Below are 18,997 nucleotides of genomic sequence, written 5' to 3'. Positions count from 1 at the left end.
GGAAACGTCTGGGAAGGAAGTTCGCCTGATGGCGCGGATCGACGGCCGCAGCGTCGGCGTCCTGATCGTCTCGAACCTGCTCGGTGGAGTCGGCGTGGCTTCCGGGGTGGCCGTGGGCGGACTGCTCGCCGAGGAGCTCGGCGGGACGTCCGTGGCGGGCCTGGCCCAGGCGGCGAGCGTGCTGGGCGCCGCGGTGGCCGCGGTGCCGTTGGCGGCGATGGCGACCAGACGTGGGCGGCGGTGGGCCCTGTCGCTCGGGTACGCGTTCGCGGTGGTCGGTGCGCTGCTGATCATCCTGTCCGCCGTGCTCTCCCAGCTGATCGTGATGCTCGTGGGCCTCGGCCTGTTCGGTGTGGCCCAAGCCGTGAACCTACAGTCGCGGTACGCGGCCGCGGACAACGCCCCGCTCGCCAGCCGTGCCCGCACGATGTCCATCGTGATCTGGGCGACCACGGTCGGCTCGGTGGCCGGCCCGAACCTGACGGCCGTCGGGGACCGGCTGGGCCTGTCCCTCGGGCTGCCGCACCTGGTCGGCGTCTACCTGTTCTCCGTGATCTCGTTCGCCGCCGCGGCGACCGTCCTCGCCGTACTCTTCCGGCCCGTGGCCGCACCGGCCGTACCCAGCCCGACGGCGGCCGTCGGGTCGGCGAGAACGGCTCACCCCGTGGGGGCGGTCGCCGCGCTGCGCTGGGCCGGCCGGCACCCGGTCGCGCGGTTCGCGGTGGTCCTGACCGCGTGCGCGCACTCGGTGATGGTCATGGTGATGGTGATGACCCCGCTGCACATGCAGCACCACGGCATGTCGCTGGAACTCGTGGGGATTGTGATCAGCCTGCACGTGCTGGGCATGTACGCGCTCAGCCCGGTGTTCGGCTGGCTCGCGGACCGGTGGGGCGCCGTGCACACGGCGATCGGTGGCATCGTGACCCTCGTGGTCGCGGTGGCGCTCGGATTCATGGCCGCGGCCCTGGCCACCGGCGGGCCCGGCGACGCGGGCAACAGCAGCCTCACCGCGGTCGCACTGACGATCCTCGGGATCGGCTGGTCCGCGTGCATCATCTCCGCGTCTTCGCTGCTGGCCGCCGTGTCCTCCGAGGAGGTGCGGATCCCGCTGCAGGGCGCGACCGACGCCGGCATGAACTACGCTGGCGCCGCCGCGGCAGCGCTCGCCGGTCCCATCCTCGCGTTTGGGGACTTTCGAGCGGTGAACATCGCCGCGGCGATCATCCTGGCGCCGGCGATCCTGCTCGTGCTGCCGGCCTTGCGCCGGCACGTGGCCGGGGACGCCGCAGCGGCCGCCGCCATCCTCCAGGAGCAGGCGCCGCCGTCGGGCGTCAGCGAGATCGCCGACTCACCGAGCCGACAATCGTGAAGGGCGCGCCATGAGCCAGGTGAGCGCGGGCTGGCAGACCCACCCGGTCACGGCCGACCGCTTCGAGGATTTCGCCGACGTCATCAACCCCACCCGTCGGGCGACGCACTGCTGGTGCCTCTCGCACCGGATCCCGGCGCGGCAGATCGACGAACTCGGCGGCGGCAGCCGGGAGCGGGCGATGCGGGCCCTGTGCGAGCGGGACACCGCGCCCGGCGTGGTCACCTACCGCGACGGCGTGCCGGTCGGATGGTGCAGCATCAGTCCCCGCACCGAGATCCCCCGACTCGAGCGCTCGAAACTCATCCGCCGCATCGACGAGGTGCCCGTCTGGTCGATCATCTGCCTCGTGGTGCGCTCGGGCCACCGCAGGCAGGGCGTCACCGACGCGATGATCAGCGGCGCCCTCGCCTACGCGGCGGGGATGGGCGCCCCGGCCGTCGAGGCACATCCGGTCGACCCGGACGGCCGCATGGACACCACGATGGCGTTCGTCGGGACCCGGGCGATGTTCGAGCGCGCCGGGTTCTCCGTGGTCGGAACCACGGACGCGGTCGCGAGCAGGATGCCCCGCCTGATCATGCGCAAGACCCTCACCGACGATGGCTGAACCGGGTCAGCCGATCGTGGGGCTGCGAAGGCTGTACGCACGTTCACGGACGGCGTGACCAAGGAGCAGTTCTTCGCCGACTTGCTCCTGCGCTCCGCAGTCGAGCGGCAACTGGAGGTCCTTGGCGAGGCGCTCGTCCGTCTCCGCCACGACGACCTCGAGACAGCGGACCGGATCCCGAACCTGCACAAGATGATCGGCATGCGCAATGTCATCGCGCACGAATACGGTGACATCGACTACGAGACGGTGTGGGCGGTCGTCACGAAGTACATCGGACCACTGATCGCCGACCTCGACCACCCTGCTGGCCGAGGCTGGCCCGCTGTAGTGGCTCGTTCGCCCAATTCTTGGCTCGCAGCCGGGTGAGGGGTGCGGCAACCCCGCCGGCCCCGAGGTCGGCGCCGGCGGGCCGTGCCGAGGTTCAGGACGCGGGCTCGCCCGTCTCCAACGGCAGCGCGGGGTTGTTCGCCCATTCGGTCATCGAGCCGTCGTAGACGGCCACGTCCGAGCGGCCGGCACGGGCGAGTTGGAAGGCGACGAACGTCGCCGCAATGCCGCCGCCGCAGTAGGCGATCACCGGGCCGTCACTTCCGATGACCTCCGCGGCGTCGCCGGCGGCGCGCACCGTCTCCACCCCGGCGGCGAGGCCGGTGGCGTCGACCAGGTCGCCGAAGAAGATGTGCTTCGAGCCGGGGATCCGGCCCGGTCGCGCGTAGGTGACCCGCTCGCCGGTGAACGTCTCGCGGTCGAGGCTGTTGACGAGCGCCGTACCCGGGTCCCCGAGCGCGGCGGTGACCGTCTCGACGGAGGCGTAGAGCTCGGTGCGGGGGTCGGCCACGAACGTGGCCAGCGGCAGCGCCGTCCCGGGGCCGGTCTCGACCGGCCGGCCGGCGGCCTGCCAGGCCGGCAGTCCGCCGTCGAGCACGAGGATGTCGTCGTGGCCGACGTAGCGCAGGTTCCACCACAGGCGGGTGGCCCACATCGTCTGGCCCTGGTCGTAGACCACGATGGTCGAGTCGTTGGAGACACCGAGCGCGCCGATCTTCTCGGCGAACTGCTCCGGGGAAAGGGCGGTCCAGAAGTCGGGGTTGCTGCGGTCGGCGAAGTCGTCGAGGAGGTCGACGTAGACGGCGCCGGGGAGGTGGCCCTGTTCGTAGAGGCCACGGCCGGTGTCGGCCGAGTAGTACCCGTCGCCGTCGGGCTGGCGGATGATCGAGGTGGCGTCCAGGATGACGACGCCGGGCCGCCCGGCGATCCCGGCGAGGTCGGCTGGGGTGATGAGGCGGGCGGCGCCGGTGGTGCGGGTGTGGTCGGTGGTGGTCATGAACCGGACGCTACCTGCGTGCCCGTGCCCCTCGAACCGGGCGCGGGTGTCGTTCCATCGTGTGGGATCACGCCCGGGCGGGCTCAGCCGCAGGCACCCGCCGTGCGGCAGGTCGCCTCGAGTTCGTACAGGCGCACCTGGCCGTCGCGGGTGCCGGTGATCTCCAGCCTGAGGGCGGTGGCCACCACGGTCTCGAACGTGTGCTGCGGGGCGACCTCGGTGTTCCCGGTGACCGCGACGACGTCCTGCCAGGTGCCGTCCACCAGCGCCGACAGCGTGTAGTCGGTGAGCAGGTAGCCGCCGTACTGGTACAGGTCCACCGTGTCGACCGGCTCCGGGGCGGCGAACCTGACCTCGAGCCAGTGCGCGGGTCCGGCGGCGGTGATCCACCGGCTCGCGGTGCTGGCCGAGTTGCCGTCGATGGCGCGGTCGGGGGAGTACTGGTTCCAGTACCCCGACGCCGTCACGCTCGCGCCGGAGGAGGCCAGGGCGACGTTGCGCCACGCGGCGGACACGGTGGCCGTCGTCGTGACCGGGGTGCCGCCGCGCGGGGTGAGCGAGAGCTCGACCGCCGCGTCGGAGTCCGGGGTGAGTTCCGCCGTCGTGACCTCGACGGGCACCTCGAACACCTGGAACGGTTCGAGCCGGACGGAGGCCGGCGTCGGGGTTGCCCAGCCCTCCGGCGCGGCGACGGCGAGGGTCGCGGTGACCCGGGCGGCGGTGTCGTTGCGCAGCACTGCTGTCAGCTCCAGCGAGGTCGCCTCGCCGGGGCGCACGTCGAGCCGTGCGGGCAGCAGCGCGAGCGTGACAGGATCCGCCGGCGGCTCGTCGGTCAGCACCACGTCCGGGAACACGTCCAGCTCCTGGTAGCGCGGCCACCCCAGGCGCAGGTCCAGGCCCGCCATCGCGGAGACCACGGCGGTGTGCTCGCGGCGCCCGTCGCTGCCGAGGCGGATCGAGACCCCGGCGAACTCCTCGGCGAAGAGCGCCTCCGCCAGTGCGTCGGTGCGCTGCACGGCCAGGGCGTTCGCACCCTCGAACACCTGCGTCATGTACTGCGGGTCGTCGCCGTGGTCCACGGCGTACTGCCGGACGGCGGCCCGCACGTTGTTGCGGTAGAGGTCGGTGTGGATGAGCTCCTCCAGGAGCAGGCGCTGGTGCGCGGCCGCCGCGCCGGTGAGCACCTGCGCGCGCTGACGCGGCACCAGGTTGTCCCGTGGGCCCTCGCCCGCCCGCAGCGTCCCGCCCGCCTCGAGGAGCGCGGCCCGGACCACGGACTGCGACAACGAGATGCCCACGTTCCACCCGGACCAGCCACCCAGTTCGGCCAGGTCGATCCGCGGCGAGACCAGGGACATCAGCTCGGGGTCGACCACCCCGGCCACGGCGTCGTCGCCGATCGCGACGAGCCGGCCATGCGCCACCTCGGCACTGATCCGGTCCACGAACGGGTGCAGGGAACCCGCACCGGAGGTGTTCGCCATCAGCAGCACATCCGCGTCCGGGGTGTCCGAACGCACAGCGCCGAGGGTGGTGATGTACTCGTTCACCAGGTCGCCGTAAGGGATGTCCTGGTACGGCGCGGTCCACTCCTCGCCGGGGGTGCGGGACCATTCGACGGCGACCGAGGGATCCACGCCGAGGCGTTCCACCACCAGCTTCGCGGTCAGGAGTGCACCGAGCACGTCCGCTCCGGGGTAGATCTTGACCCGGTCCCCGACGCCGAGCTCGGCGATCAGGGCGGCGAGCCGTTCCTTCTCGGCGCGGTGCGGGCCGTAGGCGCTGGCGTCGTCCTGACCGAGCACGAGGAAGTCGATGGTGCCGTCCGCGGCCGCGTGGATCATGTCCTGGTTGATCTGGTGGTTGCGGGCCCGGGCGCACAGGTAGTCGGTCCGAATCTCCTCCGGGATGGAGGCGGCCACCTGCTCGTACTCGGCCCGCAGTTCCTCCATGCCCAGGTTCTCCACCTGGTCCATGAGTTCGGCCCAACGGCGCACCGGACCGGAGTAGGAACCGGGGTAGCCGCTGGTTGGCTCGATGGTCAGGCGCTGGATCACGTCGAAGGCGTAGACGGGCCGGTCCGGGTTCGCGGTCTTGACCTCCTCGAGCACGCTCAACCGCTCCCGCGCCGTCTCCAGGTCCGTGCCGCACGCCCGGGAGGCGACGAGGCCGCCGTAGGCGAGCATCGGCAGCGCGACGACGGAGGCGTCCGCCTCCGCGGCGGCTTCGAGCCACCACTGCCCGACGGCGTCCGCATCGCCATAGGTGAAGAACTCACCCAGGTCATCGGTGGGCGGGGCGATCGCCGTGTGGCCGCCGGCGGCGGCGATCTCCAGCGGTGTGACGGCGGGGAACGGCCGGTCGTCGAGCGGCACCACGGCGATCTCGCCGAGGGAGACGGGCGCCCCGGCCGGTGGGATCGCCTGGCCGGCGGGGGCGGGCGGGACGGCGACGAGCCCAGCGGCGAGGAGGCCGACGGCGCCGACCAGGGCGGCAATGGAACGCATCCGGAACTTCCTGTCTCCGGGTCCGGCGCCTCCGCCTCGGTGCGGTGGCCACGGAAGCCCGATGGGGTCCTGACGCCCAGGCAACCGAGTCATGCGTAAAACTGCAAGGTGTGCCTTCCGACGGCGGCGCCGGCGCGACCCCCGAGATCGCGCCGGCGCCGTGCCGTGAACCGTTCGCCGTCAGAGCGTCTCCGCGCTGACGATGAACGGAGACGCCGCCTCGAGGACGTCGGCGCGCGCCAGTGCGGTCTCCAGAGCGCCCTGGTAGACGCCGCCCTCGGCGGGCTTGTTCTGCAGCACGCCGATGATCGCGGCGTGGCGTGCCTCGACCCCGAAGATGCTCGCCGCCGCCGTCAGCAGCTCCTTCTCCTGGAACAGCGACGGGGCCGCGCCGAGGTAGGCCTGCACGCCGAGGTTCTCGAAGGTGTAGGCCGTCTCGAGATAGCTCTCCTCGCTGGCGAAGGACTCCCCGAAGTCCACCATCGGAGCCGGCACGGCCGCGCCGCCGAGCGACGCGATGGTGTCCTGGAGCGTCATCACGTGCGTCTCCTCGTCGGTCTGGATCGTGGCGAAGTACTCCGCGGCCTTCCCGGTGAGCAGTCCCGCGTCGTTGCCCTGCCGGTAGAACTCGGCCTCGAGGTACTCGAGTGTGAGGGCATAGTTGAGCACGTCGAGCGGACTCTCGAAGTCGCCGTCGTCGGCGAACGCGAACTTCGAACCGAGCATCGTCAGGGCGATCGCGCCGGGGATCACCAGCCCGGCGTCACGGATCAGGTTCTTGCGTGTGTACACGGTGTTCTCCTAGCTCTCGATGAACTGGCCGGCCGCCGCGAGGACGTCCTCCACGGGAAGGTTCGCCTCGAACGGTGCGGGGAACGGGGCACCGCCGATGAGGTCGGCGACAACCGCCGCGTGCCGGGACTCGACTCCCGCGATGGCTGCCGCGGTGCCCAGGATCTGCACGTCGCTGATCAGGGCGACCTGACCGTGGTAGGCCTGCACGCCCAACTCCTCGAACATCGACGCCGTCTCGAGGAACACGTCCCGGTCGGTGAACGTGCCCTCGGGGAACATGAACGTCGGTGACTCCACCGGCGTGCCGCCGAGGTCGGTGATCAACTGGCTGATGCCGTCGACGTGTGCCTGCTCGTGGTCCCGGATCGGGCTGACGAGCTCGAGTTCACGTTCGTCGGTGAGGACGTTGCCGGAGATTCCCTGCGTGTAGAACTCCGCCTCGAGGTACTCCAGGGTGAGCGCGTAGTTGAGGATGTCGATGTCGCCACCGGCGTCGGCGAAGGCGCGTGGGTCGTTGCGGTTGAAGGCGACGAAGGTCGCCCCGACCCCGACCAGCGCGGCACCGGCGATGAATCCCCGGCGTGATGTCTCGGTCCGGAACTGCAGCACCGGCTTGCCGCCGAACATCTGGCTGGAACGGCGCACTCGCGCGGCCCGCCCGGAGTCGGCCCCGAGGGGCTCGTTGGTCTCGTGCATGGAAGTCACACCTGCTTTCGTTGGTGATCTGCTCATGTCCGCGTCGCACCGCCGATGAAGGCCGGGGGCTCGCGGCGATCCTGGTTCCGATCGAGGTGTCGCTCCTTTCGTATGGATCCACCCGGTGGGCGGGGATCAGGCCGGCGGTACCTGCGCGTGCACGACGATCCGGTGGGTGAGGCGGCCCTCCGGGTGGCACGCGAACAGCGTCAGCTCACGTGCCGACGGGTCCTCGGGCTGGGCGAGGACCTCGTTCGTGTACTCGGCGACACCGACCAGGAGCACCTCGGTGACCACGAACGTGGTCGCCGTGCCCGTCGGGGTCGACACCGTGATCCGGTCACCCTCGACCATCTCGTCGAGGTCGCGGAACGGAGCGGTGTGGGTGGTGCGATGACCGGACAGGACCGCGTTGCCGGGCCGGCCCGGCAATGGTGTGCCCGGCCAGTGGCCCGGACCGAGGGTCAGGGTGTTCGGGTCGACCCCGTTGCCGACCTCGACGTCGAGCCCGATGGCGGGGATCTGCAACCGACCGAGGGCCACGAACGGACCCGGGCTGGTCACCACGGCCGCCACGCGGTCCGGGTCGACAGGCTGGTCGCCGGTGGTGTCGCTCAGTTCGGCGGCCAGACCCTGCACGGTCTCCAGGGTCGGGCGTCGGTCCTCCGAGCCCTGGCCCGCGTCCGGCACGGAAACCGTGGGATCGCCCGGCCCGGACTGCGGGTCGTCGCCCCCCAGACCCGGAAGCACGACCAGGGCCACGCCGACCACGGCGACCACGACGCCCGTCGCGGCCCGTCGTCCGAGCGTCGACGGGCGGCTGCGGCGCCGTGCCCCGACGGCGCCGGCCTCCGTGGTGCCTCGTTGCGTCGGCAGTGGCGGTCCCATACCGACGATTCGGAGCCGCAGCCGATCCGGTTGGGTCTGGACCGACGGGTCGGAACTCTCAGCCTCAGCCCTTCAGGCCGGAGTTCGCCAGCCCCTGGATGAACTGCCGCTGGGCCGCGATGAACACGATCAGCACCGGGATCACCGTGAGGGTGGTCGCCGCGAGCTGGACGTTCCAGATCGGACCGCCGTAGGCGTCGACGTACTGGGTGAGGGCCTGCGGGAGGGTGAAGTTGGACTTCGAGGACAGGTACACCAGCGGTTCGAGGTACAGGTTCCAGGATTTCAGGAACGTGAAGATGGCCACGGCGGCGAGGGCCGAGCGGGACAGCGGCAGCGCGATCCTGGCGAAGATCCCGAACCGGCTCAGACCGTCCATGCGGCCCGCCTCCTCGAGCTCACCCGGGAGCGTGACGAAGAACTGACGCATGATGAACGTGGCCAGCACGCTGGGCGCGCCGAGGATCGGGATCACGATCAGCGGCCAGTGGGTGTCGATCAGCCCGGCCGAGTTCACCATCCGGAACAGCGGGACGATCGTGACCTCGGAGGGCACCAGCAGGCCCACCAGGACGAGCACGAACAGCGCGTTCGAACCGCGGAACCGGATCCGCGCGAACGCGTAGCCGGCCAGGGCCGCCACGGCCATCGTGCCGACGGTGACCAGGACCGCGATGTAGAGGCTGTTGAGGTACTGCTGCGCGAACGGCTGCAGTTCGAAGACCTGGCGGTAGGAGTCGAACGACGGGGACTCCGGCCAGAGGCTGGGCGGCAGCCGCAGGATCTCGCTCGTGGTCTTCATGCTCGAGGTGATCATCCACCAGATCGGGAACACGAACGGGACCGCGACGATGATCATCAGGAACACCAGGGCGGCACGGCCCAGGTGTTCACTGCCGAACCTGCGCCGGGGGCGTCGCGCGGCCGGCGTACCGCGACCATCGGCGACCGACGAGCCCGGGGCGCCCTCCGCCGTCGTGCGCCTGTGCGTGAGCTGATCAGGACTCATGGAACACCCACCGCTTCCGGGTCTGCCACTGGAGCAGGGTCAGGGCCAGCACGATCACGAACAGCAGCACCGAGATGGCGCTGGCGTACCCGAACTGGTTGAACTCGAAGGCCTGCCGGTACAGGTAGAACACGAGCACCGTCGTCGAGGTGCCCGGGCCGCCGTCGGTGAGGACGTCGATCAGGGCGAACGTCTCCAGGGACCCGACGACCGTGAGGATCGCGACCAGGAGCATGGTCGGGCTGATCATCGGCAGGGTGATCGCAAAGAACCGGCGCCAGGCACCGGCACCGTCCAGGCGGGCGGCCTCCTGGATCTCCTCGGGCACGGACTGCAGCGCGGACAGGAACAACACCATGTTCAGGCCGACGTTCTTGAAGACCTGCACCACGACCACCGCGATCATCGCGGTCACGTTGTTGCGCAGCCAGTTCGGGCCGGTGACGCCGAACTCGGCGAGGAATCCGTTGATGCCGTTGTCCGCCTGCAGCAGGAACCCCCAGACGATCGTCCACGCGACGAGCGAGACCACCACCGGGGTGAAGAACAGGACCCGGAACAGCGTGGTGCCGGGCAGCCGTTGGTTCAGCAGCACCGCGAGGAACAGCGCGAGCGAGATGTTCACCGCGACGACCCCGATCGAGAACCACAGGCTCGCGATCAGGGAGTCGTGCAGGGCGGCGTCGTCCAGCATGTGCTGGTAGTTCTCCGCGCCGACGAACGTGAACGTGTTCGCCAGCACGTTCCACTCGTGCAGCGAATACCAGATGACGGCCCCGAGCGGCACGATCACGAAGGCGATCGCGCCGATGACGGCCGGCGCCACGAAGGCGTATCCGGTGGCGGCGTCGCGCCGCCGCCAGGCGGACCGGCGCTGGGGCCGGTCCGGCTGAGCAGTGGTGATCGAGGTCATCTCGCTCCTGTGCAGTGCTGTGCCTGTGCCCGGTCCGCTCAGGCCTCGAGGAGAGGCTGGATCGCTTCGCTGACGTCGGCCGCCACGGCGGCGACGTCGGCGTCCGGGGTCCACATGGCGTCCAGTGCGCCGCGGGCGGTGGTGTCGACCTGGGCGAAGTTCGCGTGCGAGGGCTTCGTCGTGGCGCCACTGATCGAGTCGATGACGATCCCGAGCTGCGGCTCGGAGAACACGGGGTTGCCGGCCGCGAGCGTCTCCGGGTTCAGGAGCGACTCCCGCGGCGGCGGGAAGTACAGGGACAGCGACGCGGAGTTCTCCGGGTTCGTGAAGTACGCGAGGAAGTTCGCCGCCGCCTGGGGGTTCTTGCCCGCGGCCAGCACGCCCACGCCGGCCTGGCCGACGATGTTCTGCTGCTGGGTCGGACCGGCCGGCAGCGGCACGATGTCCCAGGCGAACGAGCCGTCCAGCGAGGACGCCCGGGAGATCTGCGTGATCGTCATCGTGGTGTCGCCGGCGAAGAAGTCCGCGCTGGTGCCGGGTCCGGGGATCGCGTTCTGGGTGAAGATCGCGTCGTGGAACCACTCCAGGGCGTCGACCATCTCGGGGGAGTCGAACTCGGAGGTGGCGCCGTCCGCGCTCCAGGGCTCGGCGTCCCAGCCGCCCCAGACCGTGGCGAGGTTGGTCCAGTTCATGTAGTCGAAGTCGCGGACCACGAGTCCCGCGCCGCCGAGGGCGGCGGCGGAGGCCGCGGAGATGTCGCGCGCCGCGTCGTAGGTCCAGCCGTCGGAGGCCACGAGGTCGGCCGGGTTCGGCTGACCGGATCCGGCGATCCGGTCGGTGTTGACGAACATCACGAACGGCGAGTTGGAGAACGGGTAGGCGTACAGCGCGTCGCCGTCCTGCCAGAGCTCGAGGGCGGTCTCGCCGACGTCCTCGAAGTCGTAGCCCTCCGTGGACGAGAGCGTCTCGCGCACGTCCACGAGCGCACCGGACTGCACGAACTCGGGGGCGTTCGACTCGAAGATCCACGCGAGGTCGGGTGGGTTCCCGCCGGCGAGCTGGGTGGTCAGGCTGGTGGTGTAGCCGTCGAAGGGGATGGTCTCGAACGTAACGGCCGAGACCTCGTCCGGATGGTCGGCGACGTAGGCGTCGGCGATCTCCTGGAACAGCCCGAGGTGGTCCTCGGACGCGGTCCAGACGGTCATGCGCAGTTCGACGGGGCCCTCGGGGGCCTCCTCGCCTGCGCCGCCGTCGTCGGAGCAGGCGGCGAGCGCCGTGGTGCCGAGGGCACCGACGCCCACCATGGACAGGAAATGACGACGGCGGATCTGCGGATTCATGGGACTGACTCCTTCTCGTGGGGGACTTCGTTGTCAGGTTCTGCTGTGGATGTCGCGGTGAGGCTCAGTAGGCGTAGACGCCGTCAGGCCAGCTCAGTTCGAAGCCGTCCGCCTCGAGGACCTGCTGGAAGGTTCCGACGGCGGAGGTATCGCCGTGCACGCCCGTGGGGGTGAGGCCGGTGTTCAGGCAGTGCGCGGCGAGCATCCCGGCGGCCTCGCCGATGTTCCACTCCACGGGGTGCAGCCGGTAGCAGCCGTTCGTGATGTGGGTGGTGCCGAGGTTCTTCGCGCCGGCGAGCAGGTTGCCGCCGCCGGCGGGGATGATCGAGCCGAGGGGGATCTGGAACGGCGCCGCCGGGACGTCGATGTAGTTGTCGCCGCCGGTGGAGGGATGCAGGTCGATCCGGTACATGCCCACGCCGACGCTGTCGGGGTAACTGCGGGCGGTGTCGGTGCCGCGGGCGGCGGGGGAGACGTCCTGTTCCCGGATCGTCTCCACGGCCCGGATGCGGCGGCTCTCCCGGTGGTAGGGCGCCATCGCGAGGCCGTCCTCGGTGCCCATGATGTCCGGGCGCAACCGCAGTCCCGGCCAGCCGGCACCACCGTCCGGGCGGGGTGCCTCGGTCTGCATCCAGTACAACATCGAGAGGCTGAGCTGCCGGGCGTCCTCGAGCCGGGCTGCCGCGACGTCCTCGGGCACGTCGATGACCGGTGCCTCGAAGTAGTCGATGGACGGCCAGTTGACCAGGGTGACGTCGCTGTCGAACGTGCCCTTGGCGAACATGTCCGTGGCGATGATCCGGCGGAAGCTCCACAGGTTCGTGTCCCCGGGGTTCGCGCTCTGGTCGGCCACCACGGCCAGCACGTCGTCGCCGGGGTTCGGTTCGAAGTGCCGGGACGTGATCTCGAGGGTGCGCGGGTGCGGCGCGGTCCAGCTCACCAGCGGCGCGCCCCAGAAGTCCGGCTGCACGGCACGCCACTTCTCGTACTGCTCCGGCTTCGGGATCGTGTGGTCGGCTCCGGCCTCGTGTTCGACGGCGAAGCAGATGCTCAGCGCCTGGATGTTCTCCGGCTGGGCCTGCTCGGGAGCGCTCGGCTCGCCGGTCTCGGCACGGGACTCGAATCCGGTGACGTAGTCGATGCCCGCCAGCGGGAGCAGGTCACCCAGCTCGGTGGCGTCGATCACGTAGTCGGCACCGATGCGCAGGTGCCGGTCCCCGTCGACGGGGGCCAGGGTGACCGAGGACACCACGCCGTCGACGGCGTCCGCCGCGACCGGGCGGTAGCCGGTGAACAGGCGCAGCCGCTCGCTGGACCGGTACGGCGCGAGCATCTCCTCCAGCACGGCGACGGCGACGCGGGGCTCGTGGCAGAGCTTGCTCACCCAGCCGGCACCCGGGTTGAGGTCGCGCCGGGCGGCCGCCTCGTCGGTGAGCGGGTAGGCGCGCCGGTAGTAGTCGCGGATGCCGTCGCGGTACCGGCGGTAGGAGCGGGTGCAGCCGAAGTCCTCGATCCACGGGTGTTCGTCCAGCGGCACGGCCTGGGAGGTCGACTGCCCGCCGATCCACTCGAACTCCTCGGTGAGCACCACGGTGGCGCCCGAACGGGCCGCAGCGAGGGCGGCGGCGACACCGCCGAGCCCACCCCCGACCACGAGGACCTGGGTGTGTTCGTCGTGCGTGATGCCGCTCATGAGGTGGCGTTCTCCTTGGTGTTCGTCGAGGTGGTGGTCGTCGTGGCAGCGATGGTGGAGCCCGGGACGAGCTCGCACGGGATGAAGACCTGGAGGGTGGCCTCGGGCCGGTCGGGGTCGTCGCGGCTCCCGGTGGGCTCGGACGGGGAGAGTTGGTGCAGCACGATCTGCAACGCCTGCGCGCCCATCTCGACCCGGGGGATCGTGAAGCCGGACCAGTCCACCCCGCCGGCGTCGCGCCGCTCCGGGTCCCCGAGGCGGGCGATCGACAGGTCCTGTGGCACCCGCATCCCTCGCGCCAGCGCCGCATCCCGCAGCGGCCGGGCGAGGTCGGACATCGCGAGGACCGCGGTGATCTCGTGGACCGCGAGGGTCTCGAAGAACTCACCGGAGGTGAAGTCCGGGTCCTCGAAGGTGACGGGCAGCTGCCCGGCGGCACGCATCGCCCGGCGGTATCCGCGCACCCGGTCCTCGATCGACTCGTGCGGACCGGCCTCGGAGATGATCGCGACGCGCCGGTGCCCGAGATCGAGGAGCCGCTCGGTGACGGCGGCGGTCGCGCCGTCGTAGTCGGCACCGGCGAACGGGACCGTGACCCCGGGGGCCGCGCGCCGACCGACGAACGCGTATGGGAAGTCCTGGCTCGCCAGCGCGACCAGGTCCTGGGCGTGGGAGTGACGCCCGAGCAGCACACACCCGTCGGCCACCCGAAGCCGGTGCAGGCTCCCGCCGTCGACCAGCGGCCCGCCGTGGTGGGCGGACATCGAGGTGAACAGGACCAGGTCCACCCCACGCGTCTGGGCCGCGCGCTCCACACCCTCCAGGAACGGCTGGTAGAAGTCGCCGGCACTGCTCGGGAAGACCGGCTCGTAGGTGTACACGCCCACCAGTGCGTTCTTGCCACCGGCGAGGCGCTGCGCGATCGGGTTGGCGACGTAGCCGGTGCGCTCGATGGCGTCGAGCACCCGACGGCGGGTGTCGTCGCTGACCCGGCGCTGGGCGATCCCGGTGCCGTTGAGGACCATCGAGACGACCGTCTGGCTGATCCCGGCGATCCGGGCGACGTCGGCCTGGGTCACGCGCCCGTTGGCCGGTCTACGCTGCGCCATCGTCTGCCTCCCTTGGCTCGATCGGGTGTGCGGTTCTGTGGTGGTCTGACGCCACCAGATCGGGTTTTGCGCAAAACTGCAACCTTGAGCCGCGCTGCGGGCCGCTCAGCTCCCGTTTCCATGACGGTGTGACACTCGGTGCGGGCAGGACCCTTTTGCGCATGACCCGAGGGGAACTGGCCCGCAGCGTCATGGCACCCGGAGATCGTGGCGGCGTTCGCATGACGTGCAGGTTGGTCCGAACGCATCAGAACCCCATCGCGACCCTCCTCGTGATGGACAGGCTTGTGAGGAGGGTGGTCTCGATGAGCAAGGCGCGGCCGGCGTGCCGGCGCGAGCACCTGCCCGGAACACTGACGAGCTACGGGCCAGGCGGCACCGAGATCCACGAGCGGTACTGCTCCTGCGGACACCGCCTCCCCTGGCGTGAGTGGGAGGCCGAGTATGAGGCGCACCTAGTCGCCGACGGGGCAGCAGAGGCCCTGAGCGAGATGTCCACGGCGCTCCGAGGGCTGCGGGACGAGGTCGGCGGGAGCAGCGACTTCGGGCGCGGGGTGAGCGCAGGTCTCTGTGCGGCGCTGGAGGCGATCGAGGCCGCCCGTCGACGGCTCAACGGCGACCAGGCCGCCTGAACGCGCGATGCGGGAGAGCCCGGGCAGCGCTCCGGCACTGGTCGGCGGGCCACCAGCCCTGACTTGGCGAGGAGTAGGCTGCGGAGCGCGCGGGGCGAAGGAGAAGGGGCGACCCGGCAATGGCATTGTCCTGGCGAGTCCGGATCCTGGGGGCCGTGCTGCGCGTGGTGGTGGGGCGGTACGCCACGATGCCCGACGCGAAGCGCCGGCTGCTCCAGGCGCATGATGGCCCGTCCTGGATCGGTGACCTTCTCAACGGTCCGCCGGACCCCACGGTGCGGATCGCCGACATCGCGGTGCCTGGGCCTGCGGGCGACATCCCGGCCCGCATGTTCCAGCCGGGCGACGAACGCCACGACGTCACGAAGCCGCTCGTGGTCGTGTTTCCGGGCGGGGGCTTCGTGTTCGCACACCAGACCCTCCTGAACTGGCTCTCCTCCAGGCTCTGTGCGCGCCTCGGTGCGGTCGTGGTGTCACCGGGCTACCGGCTGGCGCCCGCCCACCCGGCGCCGGCGGCGGGCGAGGACTGCTACGCGGTGACGGCGTGGTTGGCCGCCAATGCGGAACGGTTCGGCGGTGACGCCGGGCGTCTGGCGGTCATCGGCGAGAGCGCCGGTGCCAACCTGGCTGCGGTCGTGACTCTCATGGCGCGGGACTCGGGCGGCCCGGCGATCCGGGCGCAGGGTCTGCTGCAGGGCGCGTTCGACGTGCGCCCGCGTTCCCCGCTGATGACCACCCGCTCCACCGAGCCGTTCGGCCGCCCGACGGATGCGCCGGATATGGTCCGGGCCTACCTCGGCGAGCATGGCGATCCCGCCGACCCCCTGATCTCGCCGTTGCTGGCATCGGACCACTCCGGGTTGCCGCCGGCGTTCGTGCTGACCGCGGACCACGATTACCTGTACGAGGACGGCATCCGTTACGGCGAAACGCTGCGTGCGGCGGGCGTCCGGGTGGAGCTTGCTCGCCTCGTCGATAGCCCGCACGGCATCTTCTCGTTCCCTACTTGGTGCGCCGCGTCCGGTCCGGCCCTGGACCGGCTGGCCGCGTTCTTGCGCCGGGAGTTGGCACCTGACGGATGAAGCGCCCGACCCTCGGCGAAGATGAGCTCGGGGCTGGGCACGGAGTTGACGACCGTCAGCTCCCCGGGCAGTTCGCGCGAGCCGAAGTCGACCGAATAGTTCGGCGGGATCACCCCACGGGAGAAGGTTCGCGCGTTCGGACTGGTTGGTCACCGAGACGCGCTCGACATCACCCAGGCAAGGAACCGGACTCTCCCGCGACCGCTGACCGCGGTTCTCAGCGTCCGTTGATGTCGCTACCTGCGCAGCCCGCCGGGTCGACGAGCACCCGCCCGGTGGTGGTCTCCGTGTGCACCCGGCCGGTGACGGTGGAGCCGCAGATCGCCACGGCGGCGGCGTCGGTCGCGCTGATGCCGCCGCGCACGGTGCTCGAGACGACCACCATCACCACATCGCCGGAGACGGTGACCCGGCCCGCCTGGGTCGCACCGTCCAGGCACACCACCCCGGTGGCGACGATGAGCGCCCCGGTCTGCGGTCCGGTGAGGGACCGGTCGCACCCGCCAACGGTGACAGCCACCTCGGTGGTCGCGGTGCGCCCGTCCGCGTCGGCCACCTGCGCGGTGAACGACGTGGTCCCCGGCAACGCCGGGACACCGGTCAGGTCGCCCCCGGGGGAGAGGGCCAACCCGGCTGGCAGGTGCCCCTCGAGCACCGACCACGCCAACGGCACCCGACCCCCGGTCGCAACGAGGTGACCGTCATAACCGGAGGAGAGAACGCCGTCGGGCATCGTTGCGGCACCGACCTCGAGCGGCTGCACGTACCCGTAGGTGGCGAGCAAGCCGATGCCGTTGTGCGCGATCGGCAGGGTGCCGAGGGTGACGATGCAGACCGGTTCGGTCAGGTCGCCATCGCCGTCGGTGTCGTCGATGTCCCGGGTGGGCAGGGCCATCGGGCTCAGGTCCCGGTACTGGATGGCGACGAGGGCGTCGTCACCGCTCGCCGCGACGCGCGACCAGGCAAGGTCGTAGCGGTCCGGGACGACGGCGTGTCGCACCTCGGCGAGGATCCCGAAGCCGACGATGTCGTAGTACTTCGCCTCCAGCGTCAGGATGGTGCCCGACGAGCGGATGTAGCCGCCGAAGGACAGGTGCGGATCGAAGTCCCAGGGGTCGCCGGTGGGGTCAGTGCCCTGGTTGTCCGGCGGATAATACGGATCCACTGGGCCGGAGCGGGTGTCGTCCACGCAGTCCAGCGGGTCGGTGGATGACGCCGTGTGGATGGCGGGCAGGGCGGTGTACCGCCGGTAGGTGTCTGCCACGGCCGCGTGGGCGGCCTCGGCGCCGGAGAGCGCGTGCTCGTAGCGGTACAGGCCGGCCAGACCGTACTCGATCATGTCGGTGCCCAGGTTCCCTCCGGACGGCCCGCCGTCGACGTAGTCGCAGGAGCTCTTGCGGTGCCACCGATTGTCCTGGCAGTCGGCCCGGCTCGCGCGCATCGCCACGATCCGGTCCCGGGCCGGTTGGGTCGAGGAAAACCGGACGGTGTACCAGTCCGTGTTCGCCTCCAGACCCTCCGCCAGGAAAGCCCGTGCCCGGGCCGCCGAGTCGCCGTAGCGGCCGTCGTGCGTGCCGACCGTCGTCTCGAGGTCCAGGAGGAACGACGCCGCGATCATGTTCCATAGCGACATCGTCGCGCCGCCGTCCCCGGGTGTGAAGTGCCGGCCGAGGATCTCCTGCGTGGGCGTGACCACCTCATAGCCCGCGGCGGCGCCCAGTTCGAGCGGCTCGTACCAGGTGTAGGGGCGGTCATCGAGGGGCAGCAGCGCCACGTCGCCGAGCGAGTCCCGGCCGGGCGGGAGACCCTCACCCTCCCAGACTGTGCGCGAGTCGGCCGGTGGTGGAGACGCCGCAGGGGCTGGTCCCGCGGCATCGGCAGCGGAGGCGCTGAGGCCGAGGACGAGGGCGGCCGCCAGCGGAGCGGCGGCAGAACGAATGAGGCTGGGACGGGGGCTCACCGATACTCCAAGACGTCGATGTCATGTCACGGCGCACCTGACGCGCCGCGACCTCGACGCAAACCCGTCATGCGTAAAACCGCAACCCCTCGGCGCGCGGTTCACGGTCGGTCCACTCACCGCAGCCGCGGCAGCACCTCACCCCAGACGGCCCGGAGCAGGTCGTTCGGGGCCTTCTCGTTGTGGGCCGTGATCGTGACCACGGCGCGTTGCGCGGGCAGCACGATCGAGAACTGGCCGTACTTGCCGTCGACCCGCCAGGCGCCGTCGGGCGTGCAGTTCCAGACCTGGTAGCCGTAGCCGGCGACCGACTCCGGGTCGACGCCATGGTGGGTGGTGTCGACGATGTCGGTATGCATGGCGCCCACGTAGTCGGCGGGCACCAGCTGGGTGCCGTCCCACTGGCCGTCCTGGAGCAGCAGCCGGCCGAGTCGCGCGAACTCGCTCGTGGTCAGGTGCAGGCCCTTGGCGGCCTCGGGGAACCCGAGCGGGCAGCGGTGCCACTGCGGCACGGCGATGCCGAGCGGGTCGAACAGCCGGGGCATCAGGTACTCCCGCACGTCCTGCCCGCTGACGGCGTGCACGATCCGGCCGAGCAGGTAGGTCGACGCGTTCGAGTACTCGAACCTCTCACCGGGTGGGCGCACGGGCTCGGTGCCGAACCAGGTCGCGGCGATGTCGGTCGGCGAGTCCTGCGGGGGCTCGAACCAGTTGAACGGGTTGCCGGAGGACATCTGCAACAGGTCACGGACCGTGATCCGCTCGTTGCCGTCGGCGACGGGGGTGCCGTCGAAGAACCCGACGACGGCGTCTTCGAGTTCCAGGAGTCCCTCGCCCCTGGCGATCCCCACAGCCAGGGACGTGAAGGTCTTGGAGCCCGAGTAGATGTTCACCCGGTCGTCGGCCCGGAACCGGTGCTCGACGCTCTCGTGGCCGTCGCGGTGGAGGTGGATGCCATAGGCACCGAGCTGCTGCTCGGCGTTGCGCAGGCGGAAGCCGGTCAGGAGGTTCGCGTCACGGGTCACAGTCGCCCAGTATGGTCCCGCGCGACCACGGGGTGGTGG

16 protein-coding genes and 1 pseudogene are annotated in these 18,997 nt (G+C 70.8%); 5 read left to right on the top strand and 12 right to left on the bottom strand.

Features of this window, described 5'->3' with window-relative positions:
• Positions 1-28: 28 nt before the first annotated feature.
• The 3 genes and pseudogenes from EXU48_RS13900 to EXU48_RS13890 form a co-directional block, all read left to right on the top strand.
• Entirely contained in the window at positions 29-1,372 is a 1,344-nt protein-coding gene (locus EXU48_RS13900) for an MFS transporter (RefSeq protein ID WP_133108258.1), read from the top strand.
• Between the two features lie 10 nt (positions 1,373-1,382).
• Positions 1,383-1,982 (top strand): GNAT family N-acetyltransferase, encoded by a 600-nt coding sequence (locus EXU48_RS13895; RefSeq protein ID WP_133108257.1) that lies wholly within the window; start codon positions 1,383-1,385, stop codon positions 1,980-1,982.
• A gap of 33 nt (positions 1,983-2,015) precedes the next feature.
• Positions 2,016-2,351: pseudogene (locus EXU48_RS13890) on the top strand (HepT-like ribonuclease domain-containing protein); the annotation flags it as partial.
• A 55-nt stretch (positions 2,352-2,406) separates the two neighbouring features.
• Here EXU48_RS13890 and EXU48_RS13885 read toward each other — a convergent pair.
• From EXU48_RS13885 to EXU48_RS13840, 10 genes are all read right to left on the bottom strand, one after another.
• Positions 2,407-3,309, bottom strand: a complete 903-nt coding sequence (locus EXU48_RS13885; RefSeq protein ID WP_133108255.1) for a sulfurtransferase — start codon at positions 3,307-3,309, stop codon at positions 2,407-2,409.
• 83 nt (positions 3,310-3,392) lie between these two features.
• Positions 3,393-5,816 (bottom strand): DUF4127 family protein, encoded by a 2,424-nt coding sequence (locus tag EXU48_RS13880; RefSeq protein WP_133108254.1) that lies wholly within the window; start codon positions 5,814-5,816, stop codon positions 3,393-3,395.
• A 180-nt stretch (positions 5,817-5,996) separates the two neighbouring features.
• Positions 5,997-6,608 (bottom strand): ferritin-like domain-containing protein, encoded by a 612-nt coding sequence (locus tag EXU48_RS13875; protein WP_235857024.1) that lies wholly within the window; start codon positions 6,606-6,608, stop codon positions 5,997-5,999.
• 9 nt (positions 6,609-6,617) lie between these two features.
• Positions 6,618-7,307, bottom strand: a complete 690-nt coding sequence (locus EXU48_RS13870) for a ferritin-like domain-containing protein (RefSeq protein WP_133108253.1) — start codon at positions 7,305-7,307, stop codon at positions 6,618-6,620.
• A gap of 135 nt (positions 7,308-7,442) precedes the next feature.
• Entirely contained in the window at positions 7,443-8,195 is a 753-nt protein-coding gene (locus EXU48_RS13865; protein ID WP_207947736.1) for a sortase, read from the bottom strand.
• 64 nt (positions 8,196-8,259) lie between these two features.
• Positions 8,260-9,204: a carbohydrate ABC transporter permease gene (locus EXU48_RS13860; protein WP_133108252.1), complete on the bottom strand. Its 945-nt coding sequence runs from the start codon at positions 9,202-9,204 to the stop codon at positions 8,260-8,262.
• Positions 9,194-10,117 (bottom strand): carbohydrate ABC transporter permease, encoded by a 924-nt coding sequence (locus tag EXU48_RS13855; protein WP_133108251.1) that lies wholly within the window; start codon positions 10,115-10,117, stop codon positions 9,194-9,196. The genes EXU48_RS13860 and EXU48_RS13855 overlap by 11 nt, the downstream gene beginning before the upstream one ends.
• Before the next feature lie 38 nt (positions 10,118-10,155).
• On the bottom strand, positions 10,156-11,457 hold the full coding sequence (locus tag EXU48_RS13850) for an ABC transporter substrate-binding protein (protein WP_235857023.1): 1,302 nt from the start codon (positions 11,455-11,457) through the stop codon (positions 10,156-10,158).
• A gap of 64 nt (positions 11,458-11,521) precedes the next feature.
• Complete coding sequence (locus EXU48_RS13845) at positions 11,522-13,150, bottom strand: FAD-dependent oxidoreductase (protein ID WP_133108250.1); 1,629 nt, start codon at positions 13,148-13,150, stop codon at positions 11,522-11,524.
• Positions 13,147-14,259: a LacI family DNA-binding transcriptional regulator gene (locus EXU48_RS13840; protein ID WP_133108249.1), complete on the bottom strand. Its 1,113-nt coding sequence runs from the start codon at positions 14,257-14,259 to the stop codon at positions 13,147-13,149. The genes EXU48_RS13845 and EXU48_RS13840 overlap by 4 nt, the downstream gene beginning before the upstream one ends.
• Before the next feature lie 305 nt (positions 14,260-14,564).
• On the opposite strand from EXU48_RS13840, the gene EXU48_RS13835 reads away from it, so the two are divergent.
• Both EXU48_RS13835 and EXU48_RS13830 read left to right on the top strand, forming a co-directional pair.
• Positions 14,565-14,891, top strand: a complete 327-nt coding sequence (locus EXU48_RS13835; RefSeq protein WP_133108248.1) for a hypothetical protein — start codon at positions 14,565-14,567, stop codon at positions 14,889-14,891.
• A gap of 119 nt (positions 14,892-15,010) precedes the next feature.
• Complete coding sequence (locus tag EXU48_RS13830; protein WP_133108247.1) at positions 15,011-15,973, top strand: alpha/beta hydrolase; 963 nt, start codon at positions 15,011-15,013, stop codon at positions 15,971-15,973.
• A gap of 217 nt (positions 15,974-16,190) precedes the next feature.
• Here the strand turns inward: EXU48_RS13830 and EXU48_RS13825 are convergent, their stop codons facing one another.
• Together EXU48_RS13825 and EXU48_RS13820 are read right to left on the bottom strand one after the other, a co-directional pair.
• Positions 16,191-17,933, bottom strand: coding sequence for an Ig domain-containing protein (locus EXU48_RS13825; RefSeq protein WP_133108246.1), 1,743 nt, complete (start codon positions 17,931-17,933; stop codon positions 16,191-16,193).
• Positions 17,934-18,049: 116 nt separating this feature from the next.
• On the bottom strand, positions 18,050-18,958 hold the full coding sequence (locus tag EXU48_RS13820) for a serine hydrolase domain-containing protein (protein WP_207947735.1): 909 nt from the start codon (positions 18,956-18,958) through the stop codon (positions 18,050-18,052).
• Between the last annotated feature and the right edge of the window lie 39 nt (positions 18,959-18,997).

The organism is Occultella glacieicola (assembly GCF_004353825.1).
In the GTDB taxonomy this organism is placed as follows: Bacteria; Actinomycetota; Actinomycetes; order Actinomycetales; family Beutenbergiaceae; genus Occultella; species Occultella glacieicola.
The sequence above is the reverse complement of the archived record's forward strand: the minus strand, read 5'-3'. Positions and strand labels throughout refer to the sequence as shown.

What these genes read in the sequence shown, in the direction of transcription:
- EXU48_RS13900 (WP_133108258.1), top strand. Translation starts at nt 29, where the DNA reads ATGGCGCGGATCGACGGCCGCAGCGTCGGCGTCCTGATCGTCTCGAAC.
- EXU48_RS13895 (WP_133108257.1), top strand. Translation starts at nt 1,383, where the DNA reads ATGAGCCAGGTGAGCGCGGGCTGGCAGACCCACCCGGTCACGGCCGAC.
- EXU48_RS13885 (WP_133108255.1), bottom strand. Translation starts at nt 3,309, where the DNA reads ATGACCACCACCGACCACACCCGCACCACCGGCGCCGCCCGCCTCATC.
- EXU48_RS13880 (WP_133108254.1), bottom strand. Translation starts at nt 5,816, where the DNA reads ATGCGTTCCATTGCCGCCCTGGTCGGCGCCGTCGGCCTCCTCGCCGCT.
- EXU48_RS13870 (WP_133108253.1), bottom strand. Translation starts at nt 7,307, where the DNA reads ATGCACGAGACCAACGAGCCCCTCGGGGCCGACTCCGGGCGGGCCGCG.
- EXU48_RS13865 (WP_207947736.1), bottom strand. Translation starts at nt 8,195, where the DNA reads ATGGGACCGCCACTGCCGACGCAACGAGGCACCACGGAGGCCGGCGCC.
- EXU48_RS13860 (WP_133108252.1), bottom strand. Translation starts at nt 9,204, where the DNA reads ATGAGTCCTGATCAGCTCACGCACAGGCGCACGACGGCGGAGGGCGCC.
- EXU48_RS13855 (WP_133108251.1), bottom strand. Translation starts at nt 10,117, where the DNA reads ATGACCTCGATCACCACTGCTCAGCCGGACCGGCCCCAGCGCCGGTCC.
- EXU48_RS13850 (WP_235857023.1), bottom strand. Translation starts at nt 11,457, where the DNA reads ATGAATCCGCAGATCCGCCGTCGTCATTTCCTGTCCATGGTGGGCGTC.
- EXU48_RS13845 (WP_133108250.1), bottom strand. Translation starts at nt 13,150, where the DNA reads ATGAGCGGCATCACGCACGACGAACACACCCAGGTCCTCGTGGTCGGG.
- EXU48_RS13840 (WP_133108249.1), bottom strand. Translation starts at nt 14,259, where the DNA reads ATGGCGCAGCGTAGACCGGCCAACGGGCGCGTGACCCAGGCCGACGTC.
- EXU48_RS13835 (WP_133108248.1), top strand. Translation starts at nt 14,565, where the DNA reads ATGAGCAAGGCGCGGCCGGCGTGCCGGCGCGAGCACCTGCCCGGAACA.
- EXU48_RS13830 (WP_133108247.1), top strand. Translation starts at nt 15,011, where the DNA reads ATGGCATTGTCCTGGCGAGTCCGGATCCTGGGGGCCGTGCTGCGCGTG.